Annotated in this window: 11 protein-coding genes and 2 rRNA genes; all 13 read right to left on the reverse strand. The window is 37.1% G+C overall.

Going from position 1 to position 9970, the window contains the following annotated elements:
- Positions 1-156: 156 nt before the first annotated feature.
- Positions 157-1575 carry a type II secretion system protein GspD gene (locus VB083_RS11055; RefSeq protein WP_213695927.1) on the reverse strand — a complete coding sequence of 473 codons (1419 nt, stop codon included), beginning with the start codon at positions 1573-1575 and terminating at the stop codon, positions 157-159.
- A 202-nt stretch (positions 1576-1777) separates the two neighbouring features.
- Positions 1778-2296 (reverse strand): hypothetical protein, encoded by a 519-nt coding sequence (locus VB083_RS11060; RefSeq protein ID WP_213701858.1) that lies wholly within the window; start codon positions 2294-2296, stop codon positions 1778-1780.
- A complete protein-coding gene (locus VB083_RS11065; RefSeq protein WP_213691767.1) occupies positions 2289-2798 on the reverse strand; it encodes a hypothetical protein in 510 nt (169 codons plus the stop codon). Before VB083_RS11065 ends, VB083_RS11060 begins: the two co-directional genes overlap by 8 nt.
- The gene (locus tag VB083_RS11070; protein WP_323402055.1) at positions 2795-3337 is read right to left on the reverse strand and encodes a hypothetical protein; all 543 of its coding nucleotides are present in this window, start codon (positions 3335-3337) and stop codon (positions 2795-2797) included. Before VB083_RS11070 ends, VB083_RS11065 begins: the two co-directional genes overlap by 4 nt.
- Positions 3322-4101, reverse strand: coding sequence for a hypothetical protein (locus VB083_RS11075; protein WP_213695924.1), 780 nt, complete (start codon positions 4099-4101; stop codon positions 3322-3324). Before VB083_RS11075 ends, VB083_RS11070 begins: the two co-directional genes overlap by 16 nt.
- A gap of 127 nt (positions 4102-4228) precedes the next feature.
- The gene (locus VB083_RS11080; RefSeq protein ID WP_213691764.1) at positions 4229-4768 is read right to left on the reverse strand and encodes a hypothetical protein; all 540 of its coding nucleotides are present in this window, start codon (positions 4766-4768) and stop codon (positions 4229-4231) included.
- A complete protein-coding gene (locus VB083_RS11085) occupies positions 4687-5061 on the reverse strand; it encodes a hypothetical protein (protein ID WP_323402056.1) in 375 nt (124 codons plus the stop codon). Before VB083_RS11085 ends, VB083_RS11080 begins: the two co-directional genes overlap by 82 nt.
- 469 nt (positions 5062-5530) lie before the next feature.
- Complete coding sequence (locus tag VB083_RS11090) at positions 5531-5863, reverse strand: hypothetical protein (RefSeq protein WP_213691762.1); 333 nt, start codon at positions 5861-5863, stop codon at positions 5531-5533.
- Positions 5845-6294, reverse strand: a complete 450-nt coding sequence (locus VB083_RS11095) for a prepilin-type N-terminal cleavage/methylation domain-containing protein (RefSeq protein ID WP_213691761.1) — start codon at positions 6292-6294, stop codon at positions 5845-5847. The genes VB083_RS11090 and VB083_RS11095 overlap by 19 nt, the downstream gene beginning before the upstream one ends.
- A 16-nt stretch (positions 6295-6310) precedes the next feature.
- Positions 6311-7501, reverse strand: a complete 1191-nt coding sequence (locus tag VB083_RS11100; protein WP_323402057.1) for a type II secretion system F family protein — start codon at positions 7499-7501, stop codon at positions 6311-6313.
- A complete protein-coding gene (locus tag VB083_RS11105; RefSeq protein WP_213691759.1) occupies positions 7498-9111 on the reverse strand; it encodes a GspE/PulE family protein in 1614 nt (537 codons plus the stop codon). Before VB083_RS11105 ends, VB083_RS11100 begins: the two co-directional genes overlap by 4 nt.
- Before the next feature lie 182 nt (positions 9112-9293).
- Positions 9294-9409, reverse strand: a 5S ribosomal RNA gene (gene rrf / locus VB083_RS11110).
- Between the two features lie 66 nt (positions 9410-9475).
- A 23S ribosomal RNA gene (locus tag VB083_RS11115) occupies positions 9476-9970 on the reverse strand; the annotation flags it as partial.

A 9970-nucleotide genomic window follows, 5' to 3' on the forward strand; every position in this document is an offset into this window, starting at 1 on the left:
CCGCAACTTCCATTCCGCCACTACTATTGGACAGGGTGAGCCCATTTATCTTTGAATTGGCGGGAGCCAATCATACGGACTGGGATTCCCGCCATTCACTTTATCACGTTATCAGGAAGCAAACTATGGCCCCTTACAGAAAGTTGTTCCGGTGACTCATTGCGGAAATGAAAGAATATATGGAACAACAACAATTACGACTTCATTTCGATCCCTTTCAACATATTGAGACGAAAATATCGACTTCAGAATTGGGATATCTCCTAAAACAGGGAACTTGTAATGGTTTTTCCTTTTCTGCTCCTTAAACAGCCCACCGATAACAAAAGGTTCTCCATCACGAATACGAACATGCGTCTCAACTTCTCTTGTACTCGTTTCAGGGTATAACTCTCCCCTGGCCCCTTCCCTCCACGAAATAACCTCTCCTGTTTGTATTGCTAATTTGATTGTTATAACTCCATCCCTTCCTACAAAAGGTGTTATTTCCAATTGGGGACCAACTTCTTCTGAAATATATGTGGGATTTCCTGCTTCATCACGAGTCGAAACATATGGATACTTTTGAACAAGACGTATACGAGCACGTGTTCCTTCTACAGTTATTACAGAAGGTTTGGCTAAAACATGGCCGCGCTCATCTTTTTCAAGCATGGTAAAAAGTGCATCCAACTTTTTAACGGCGCCGGAAAGTGGAGGATCTTCGTCCGCAAGCTGTTTCCCAGAACTTTTACTATATCTTATTTGTCCAAGGCTCCCCTTGCCATTATATGTAAGCATCCAATTTTTATAGATAGAATCAAGGCAAGAAGCAACTTCTTCCGATGCTCTATCTGATACTTCCACTATCCGTGCTTCTATCATTACCTGATTTCCTGGCCGATCTATAAGATCTATATAATGCTTCACGCTCTCCAATTGTTCACTATCTCCTGTGATATAGAGAGTATTAAGACGTTTATCTTCTATAATTTTCTTAATGCCTGTTGCTTGTTTTAAAATTTTTGCCACATCTTTTACGTTACTATAAGCCAATCTGAAACGTTCAGTATTTTTTGTCCTGAAAATATTCTCTAGATGCTCCGTTGTGCCTATAAAAAGTGTCTTTTCACCTAACATAGCAAATCGTAAATTATGCGACTTTAATAAATAAGAAAAAGCTTCCATAGCAGGTATATCTTCTAAAACTAATGTTATTTCTTTTTCAGGTACTGAATCATCTACAATTAAATTTAAATTCCAATACTCGGCAAAAAGTCTAAAAACATCGGATAAAAGAGCTCTACGGAGGGAAATAGAAACAGGATCCGATGTAAGTTTATTTTTTCCTTTTTGGGGCTTATTATCATCGTACATCTGATTATCGTTTCGCTTCTTAAGCATAAGAATTCTTTGAGGCAGCTGTTGATTTATTTTACTTTTCCAAGAAAGAGATAGATCGTTGGAATGAACTATCGTCATCTCTATATCATTTCCCTTTTGCTGTGCTTTGATGGAAGAAAGAAGGGGGAAATTGTACATACGTTTCCACTGCGAAGACGGAAGAGTAACCTGTTTCCAAAGCAACACTGTCATGTTCGGATGTTCCTCCGCTATCTTTGGACACGGTAGGTTTTCTCCCGATACGCGTATATACAGATTTTGAGATCCAACTTGTTGAACAGAAAGGCCTCTCATGACAGATATTTCTGCACCGTAACTTTCAGAATTTAATATAAAGAAACTTATAACAAATATTAAAAAAAACTTCTTTCTGACACGGAAAAATGGGCTTCTTCTAATCATTTCGTGTCCCTTTTAAGCTCTTCTTATCATCACGTAATTCTTCTATGTTAAGTTTTGAAAAATTCGATAATAACGTTTCTTTTTCGAGCATAATTCCTTTCATTTCATCAACATGATCAACAAGATAAAAAGTGCCCTTAGCTCCTTCAAGACATCCAGAAATAGTAAATGTTTCCTGGGTAGTTTTTTGTGAACCTTGTTTTTCCACATATGAATATTCCTGTTTTAAAAAGGGAGTTTTTCTACGATGAGTAGGAAAAAGTTGATGGGCGCAGTTTTCTCCCTCTCTTTTTTTTTGAAGAACACTATTTATTTTTTGGATCAATCGTTGATTATATGAATGACAATTGACGCTATCTTCTGCGGGAATAGCACACGAAGATTGTTCTTTGATAGATCTCTGATAATAAGACGGCAACCAAAACTTTACGTTATAAAATAAAATACAAATGGCAATTCCCCAAAAAAGAGAAAGAAAGCTCTTTACAAAAATGGGTAATGATTTATCCATGAACGGCTTCACCTCTACGTTCTTTCAAGTAAACTTGCAATACCGTACAATTCTTTTTGGATTTTAATTCTCCAGACACAATAAAGTAGGGGCATCTATTTTCTTCACATCTTTTTAAAAAATAAACACAATCAGAATAGAGACCTTCCAGTCTAACTTTTATCTTTTTTCCATCTGAATTTTGTATAACATCACAAGCCAAGAAACTACAATCCTTTATTATTTTTGAAATCCATGCCAATGGGATTTGATTTTTATTTGTTGTATATTCAATCAAACTGCTTTTATTTAATATAGAGTATATTTTTTCGAATTGTTTGTTATCTTGGAGTAAAAAAGCAATACTTTGTTTTATCATTTTTTCCTCATTAGAATATTTCAGATACATATCATGTTTTTCCAGTAGCTGACTGTAAAGAGTTCTTAAGGAAATAGACATATACAAAGAAAACAAAACTATGCACGAAAAGAATATAAACTGGAGCAAACTTTCTTTTTTCATGATTTTTCTTCCTTTGCCATTAATAAAAACTTCATTTTAAAAGAATGCATCTTTTCTTTTTTTGAAAAATACGGAATCTCTATTTTTATATATCTGAATTCTGCAGACATATCATTACGCCAATTAAGAATTTCGTCGACTTTTCCCTCTCCAATAAGTAAAAGTTTGCTATCAGTAAAAGTAATGGAATCTAAGGTAACACTATCAGGAATAGAACAAAGAAGGTAATCCAAAATATAAGAATAATGGAAGGGATCTCTTCGCATCAAACTTAAAATTGATATACATTTTTCTCTCAGTTCAAGCTGTTCCTGCTCTAATTTGTTATGGAGAGTCGACAAATTTCTTATTCTCTTTCTCTTGAGCAATATCGCTTTATCGAACTCAGTAACATCTCGATGGAAGTTATAAGCAGCAAAAGTCCCTGTGACTATAAACAAAAGAAAAAAGCTCAAAAACCCCCAACGTTTAAACGTTGTATAAAGCGACGTTTTACCATTTCGAGAATGTGACTGAAGAAGATCTAATTTGATGTGCACAAAAAATCCCTCAACGCTAAACCTAAAGCTATTTCATATCCGACGATAGATTGGCCCTTGTCGTCTAAACTCCACATATTCTGCAAAGGGGGAAGCTCTCTCATATTAGTGGAAAAAGTTTTGAGAATAGCTTTTTTATCCTTTAATGCATGAGATACCCAAAACCAATGGGGGTTTTCGGGAAATGAATAATAAGGATTTTCATCTCCCAATAAGCCTTCTTCATCAAAGTCAATTAGCTCTGAAGAAATAACCCCCTCAGGAGAAATGTAGATTTTAATTACGTTATTACCCTTGGGACAAAAGACAGAAAGAGGTAAATAATCATCTTGATAAGGCCCTTGTAGCCCTCTTAGAAGTGCAAGTTGAGGAGGTTCAAGGCACGAGGCGCCTAATTTACATCGCTTCAATATTTTTAAAAATTTACTGACTGTTTTTCTAGAAGTCAGAGCGACCAAAAGTAACGATTCAGAAGAATCTTCTTGCTCTTTATAACAATAACTATCAAAACACAGATCTTCCCATTTTTTCTTTAATCTCCTTTGACATTCCCAACGAATTGATTTTTCAAGTTCATTTCTTTGCATAATCGGGAATTTCAATGTTTCAAAATATGTCTCTCTTATAGGCAAAGCACAGTTGAGCAAAGAGTTATGAGGAATCCCCATTTCATTCTTTATTTCCTTTATACGCGTCACCCAATCATCGAAAGTTTTAAAAAGCAAATTTTCTCTCGGAATAGTTTTTTTACATACCTTTTGCACAGCAAGATAGCCACCTTCCCACCCGAGAGATATATATCGAATCCAATTATTTCCGATATATAACCCACTCAATGGCATTTTTCTTTTCTTTTTTTTAAAGAAAGAAACAAACACTATTTATCCCTTCTTATTTATCGTTATTAGAATAGAATGACCATGTTTTTTCACATTTTTCGTTGTCAAATAAATTACGGATCATACACTCAACAACATAACGTACAGATTTTTCGGACGCTATTGAACGTAAATGATAGACAGCTGATTTTTTCCCCTCTATTGATTGAGCCGATAGAATAGAAAGATCAATTTTTACATGAACATCTTTACTATTAAAGGATGCTATATGAGCAGGTAGTTTGATATTACAGCTTTGCTGCTCTTTGCATAAAGGGGAAATATTTCCCTCTATCCAAAGTATTGCTCGGTTTATTCCTGAAACCGCAGCACAATGTAATCTGACTCCTCTATCAAAAGTTTTATTTACTTGTAATTTCTCGCTTAAGATTTCAAAAAGAAACGGAAAAAACAAGAGAAAAACTGATAAAAAAAGTAAGACGAATATAAAAATAAATCCCTTGTTTTGATCTACATGTTTCGAAGATAAAGGCCTGTCTTTATCTTCGAAGATTCTACTCCATGATTTTCCTTGCTTTGAACTTTTACACATACCTCAAGTACTCTCCTCTGACGGTCATATGTAAATAAAATCTTAGAAATACCATTTATAACAGGTTGAGTACTCTGCTTTGTGACATCATGAAAATAAAGGGCATCTTTCTTCCTTCGAGGTCCATTTTTAACATAAAATCTGGCCGCTCTAAGAAAATGCAGCGAACTTCCTATAGGAATAGTTTGAATATCCTGGGAATCTTCTGCAAGTGTGAGGATTCTCCCTGAAAGATTTACAACTCGAAAGGGACGTGAGGCCCCTGGGAAAATAATCCAATTTTCCGTTCTCATAGCCCTTCCTCCAAAGGTGGGCTCCACTTTGTTCCTATTAGGGGAAACAGAGAGTTTAACACGATGCTGAGAAGGAACTACTTCTACCACTTGTATACGAGATGGTATGGCATAAAGACACCTTAACTCATTTCCCCAATCTTTGCTCATACAAGTCGCTGCCTTATTAGGAACAATTTGTAACGGTGATTTCCAATAAGAAATTGAAGGAATATCTTTAAATAGCTCCGTAAAATTTTCTGATGGAGAAATACCCAATCCAGTATTAAGAATTTGTGGAAGGATAAACGAAAACACATGGGAAATTTTAACCTGAACTCTATATCCTTCTCGTATTCTGTAAATAATCCTTCCGGCGCTTCCTATTCCCTGCATAAATAAATTTGAGAAAAAAACAGTTATTGATAAAGCTATTATTACCTCAATAAATGTATGCCCATGAGAAAATATTTTTCTCTTTTTCCTGCGACTAATACCAAAAGAATATTTCATATAAACAGTTATTTCTATGAAGTTCATTTAAATTATAAGTAGATATTTTCACACAACCTTCTCCCCCTTTCGGGAAATGCTCCTCGCAGACATACAAACCGTTACATTGCATAGCAGATTCATTTGCTTCAACTAAGTACAAAACGGCAAGACCAGACATAAAGACTTTTCTACTTTTCTCTTGAGCTTTACTCAATATATAAAAATTGCTCAATATACCTGCTATAAGAGGGATAAGTATAGCCACGCTCACAACTATTTCTATAAAAGAGGCACCGCATGATTTTTTCCCTATTGCACCTTTACCCATACCCACGGTCCTTTTTCTGGATCATAAGGCGATACTGGTGGCTGGGATGACGATGAATTATAAAGTCCCGTCTCTGAAGCTTGCTTCTCAAGCTGTAATAATATGTTCTTATTAAACGGCCCTGTCCCAATGTATATTGAATCATCTTCCGTACAAATTACATATTGATTTTCATCAATACGAGAATCTAAATATGGTTCAAGAAGAGTCAAATCAGAAAGTAACGCTTCGTGGTCTCCAAAATCCACTGAATACATAAGATAGGCTAATTTCAATGTATTTAAATCGGAAGTAATTCGCACAGCCTTTGCCGAAACAACAGCTTTTCTCGCTGCTACAATAATTCCACCAGACAAAAGCCCGACCACTAAAAGAACGACAAGTAGTTCTATTAACGAAAAGCCCAATCTTTTTGCGGATAAGGACTTCATCACATATCTCCCCTTTCTAAAAGGATATATTTTGAAAAGTTTTAAACAATGGTAAGAATAATGCACTGATAAAAATAAGAAGAAAAACTCCTAGGCATGTTATCAAAATAGGCTCTATAAGAACCTCCAAACGTTTCATGTTTTGTTGTGAATCTTCATTGAGTTGAACAGATATCTGAATTAAAGATTCTATTAATGTTCCTGAACGTTCAGAAAGAGCTAAAATAGGGACAATAAGAGGGGGTAAATACTCTTTTTGAGTTAGTAGTGCTTGAGACAAAGAATGCCCCAAAGAAATATGTTCTGCAACAATAGAAAAGCTCTCTCTTATTTTTTTATTGCCAGAAATTTCTCCCGCAAGTTTTAATGCCTTTAAAAGAGGAATTCCCGATTTTAAAAGCACAGCTAACATCTGAAAGCTTCTGGCAAGGGATATGTTTCTGCATATTCTGCTTTTTGATAGCAACCAATGCCATGCACCTTTTCCTATAGATACATTGCATATATGATTGATACAATATATTGTTGCAATAATAGCGCCCCCACCAATAACACCAACGCTGCATATAATTTTTATCACTTTAAGAGAGATAGAAAATAATGGCGAAAATACTATTCCCAAATCATTTAGTGTTGATTCTAATTGCGGCAAGACTTTAAAAAAAAGGATATTAATTACAACAAGAGATACTAATGCAACAAAAGCAGGGTAAAAAAAGGCACTGAATAACCTCTTTTGAAAGGTTCTTTTCCACCTAAAATGGGAAGTTAAGTGTTGAAGTACCGTCAGCAATTCTCCACTTTCTTCACCGGCACGGATAATAGAGATAACCCCTATTGGCCATTTCCCTGAAAGGTGAAGGGATTCACTAAGGGAGTACCCGTGCAATAATTTCTCATTTACACGCTTTACTAATCGGCTAACTAAAGGTTCTTCCATCTCTTTCTCTAAGAGGCAAAGAGCTTGAGAAAGAGTTCCTCCCATGGAAAGCATTGCAGAAAGATGATTAAAAAAAAGAGATAAATGAGTCAGAGAAAGGGTAATGCGCTTCTCTTTTTTAATCACTAAACGAATTCGCTTTTTGAGAGAAATAACAAAGAGGCCACTCTCGTGAAGGATGGCTAAAGCCTGTTCCTCAGAATCAGCCTTTAATGAACCTTCTGTCTTTTGCCCAGTTGAGGTGCGTGCAGTATATGAAAAGGTCAATTTAATACCTCATTAGGCATAGGCATAGGCATATCCGAAGAAAGTGACGCAATTTCTTTCATCGTAGTCAAACCTTTTCTGACCTTCTGTATTCCATCTTCTAATAAAGATTCCATTCCTTCTTTATGTGCTTGCTCTCGAATAAATTGGACAGGAGTTTCTTGAAAGAGCAGTTTTCTAATTGCATTGGAAACATATAAACATTCAAAAACTCCTATTCTGCCTGAAAAACCTGTTCCACCACAAGAAGGACATCCAATTAGAGATTTATTGCTTTCCACGTTATTTTTGCAATGGGGACAAACTCTTCTTACAAGGCGTTGAGATATAACTGCTTTAAGTGCCGATACGACAAGAAAGGGAGGCACGCCCATTTCCATAAGGCGCAAGGGGGCACTTGCAGCATCTTCCGTATGCAAGGTTGATAAGACCAAATGTCCAGTAAGTGCCGCTCGCACAGCAAGGTGAGCCGTTTCTGTATCTCTTATCTCGCCGACAAGTATCACATCAGGATCTTGTCGAAGAAGAGCACGCAAAACTACGTTGAAGCTACGCCCTGCTTTTTCATCAACTTGTATTTGATTTACTCCCCAATGAGTTCTTTCAATAGGATCCTCTATAGTAGTTACATTTAATGAATCGGCATCAATTTCATCTATTAAGGCATGTAGTGTTGTTGTTTTGCCACTACCAGTTGGTCCCGTGACAAGAAGGAGTCCTTCACGTTTTGAAAGCAGTTTAAAAATAAGGGTCATAACTTCTTCCTTTAGTCCGAGTTGGTCTATATTTGTAGGAATATATGAAGACCCCAAAAGGCGTAAAACTACCTTTTCGCCATAAAGAGTTGGAATAGAAGCGACTCTTACATCAAGGGGGGATTGTTTTTTTTGAAGACAAAATCGACCATCTTGAGGTCGCCTTTTATCAGATATATCCATTGACGACATGACTTTTATTCGTGAAATCACCGTTGAGTGAAAAGAGGAAGAAAAAACGTATTCTGTGTGACAGAAACCATCTACACGAAATCTAACGCGACTCCAATCGGAAAGTTGTTCGATATGAATATCAGAAGCTTGTTTTTCCACAGCTTCATGTAATATGCAATCAACAAACTTTACTGCGTCATTTGAAGAGAGAGAGGAACTCTCTTTAAGTTTCAGAGAAAAACGTAATCGTTCAATGGAAGTACGGATTCTGGTTAATGGTGCTAAAAAAGCAACAATATCAAACTTATGAAGATCAAGTTTCGTAATAATATTTTTAGGTAAAAAGGGATCAAAAAGGGCTATAACCAATTTATTTTCCTCAGAGGAAAATAATAACGGCACTATATCCATATCTATCATGCTTTTATAAGGAAACAACTCTTTAAATTCACTTATCGGTGGAAATAAAGGAAGGTATGCTTCGGGCATATGAGTAGCTGCCTTTATGCAAGAAAAAATATCTTCTTCTTTGTGGGGAAAGTACTGTAAAAGAAGTCTAGCAAGTAAAAAAGGAGCTTTCTTATTGTAAAAAGAAACTTTTTGTTGAAGAAAATCATGAAATTCTTCTATGTGAGAAAGAAATATGCAAAATCTATTCCACGATAAATCAGAAACGATCACAAACACCACCCGCATCCAATCGATGCTAAAACCATACCATATGTAATCATTTCTTTCAGAATGGAAAAGTCGGGAAGTCTGTAAATAAGAGGGAAGATGAATATTTAATCCTATTTCTTCGCAGCGCCGATGTAAAAACACGTTTTTTCGAAGAAGATCACAATGAAAGGATAAAAAAAGATCTCTGGCGGCGACCTACTCTCCCACAGATAGCCTCTGCAGTACCATCGGCGCTGGAGGGCTTAACTTCCGGGTTCGGCATGGAACCGGGTGTGACCCCTCCGCTATTACCACCAGAGATCTCAAACTTTTATTCTTTCGTACTCTAAACACAGAAATCGAGGAAAGAAAACCAAGAGAAAGTGAGAATAAGGCCTCGATGTATTAGTACCGGTCAGCTAAGAGCCTCACAACTCGTACACTCCCGGCCTATCTATCCTGTCGTCTTCAGGACACCTTACTTCCCTATCGGAATGGGGTATCTCATCTTGGAGGCGGCTTCCCGCTTAGATGCCTTCAGCGGTTATCCGACCCGAACATAGCTACCCGGCTTATGCAGCTGGCGCTACAACCGGTACACCAGAGGTTCGTCCACTTCGGTCCTCTCGTACTAGAAGCAGATCTCCTCAAATACCCTACGCCTATGGTGGATAGGGACCGAACTGTCTCACGACGTTCTAAACCCAGCTCACGTACCGCTTTAATGGGCGAACAGACCAACCCTTGGGACCTGCTTCAGCCCCAGGATGCGACGAGCCGACATCGAGGTGCCAAACCCTGCCGTCGATAGGAACTCTCGGGCAGGATCAGCCTGTTATCCCCGGGGTAGCTTTTATCCGTTGAGCGACGGCCCTTCCAC

The sequence above is a fragment of the Aminobacterium sp. genome, from assembly GCF_034926885.1.
Taxonomy (GTDB): Bacteria; Synergistota; Synergistia; order Synergistales; family Aminobacteriaceae; genus Aminobacterium.

Excerpts from the sequence above, each read along its gene's own strand:
- VB083_RS11055 (WP_213695927.1), bottom strand. The coding sequence starts at position 1,575 with ATGACAGTGTTGCTTTGGAAACAGGTTACTCTTCCGTCTTCGCAGTGG.
- VB083_RS11060 (WP_213701858.1), bottom strand. The coding sequence starts at position 2,296 with ATGGATAAATCATTACCCATTTTTGTAAAGAGCTTTCTTTCTCTTTTT.
- VB083_RS11065 (WP_213691767.1), bottom strand. The coding sequence starts at position 2,798 with ATGAAAAAAGAAAGTTTGCTCCAGTTTATATTCTTTTCGTGCATAGTT.
- VB083_RS11080 (WP_213691764.1), bottom strand. The coding sequence starts at position 4,768 with ATGTGTAAAAGTTCAAAGCAAGGAAAATCATGGAGTAGAATCTTCGAA.
- VB083_RS11085 (WP_323402056.1), bottom strand. The coding sequence starts at position 5,061 with ATGAGAACGGAAAATTGGATTATTTTCCCAGGGGCCTCACGTCCCTTT.
- VB083_RS11090 (WP_213691762.1), bottom strand. The coding sequence starts at position 5,863 with ATGGGTAAAGGTGCAATAGGGAAAAAATCATGCGGTGCCTCTTTTATA.
- VB083_RS11095 (WP_213691761.1), bottom strand. The coding sequence starts at position 6,294 with ATGAAGTCCTTATCCGCAAAAAGATTGGGCTTTTCGTTAATAGAACTA.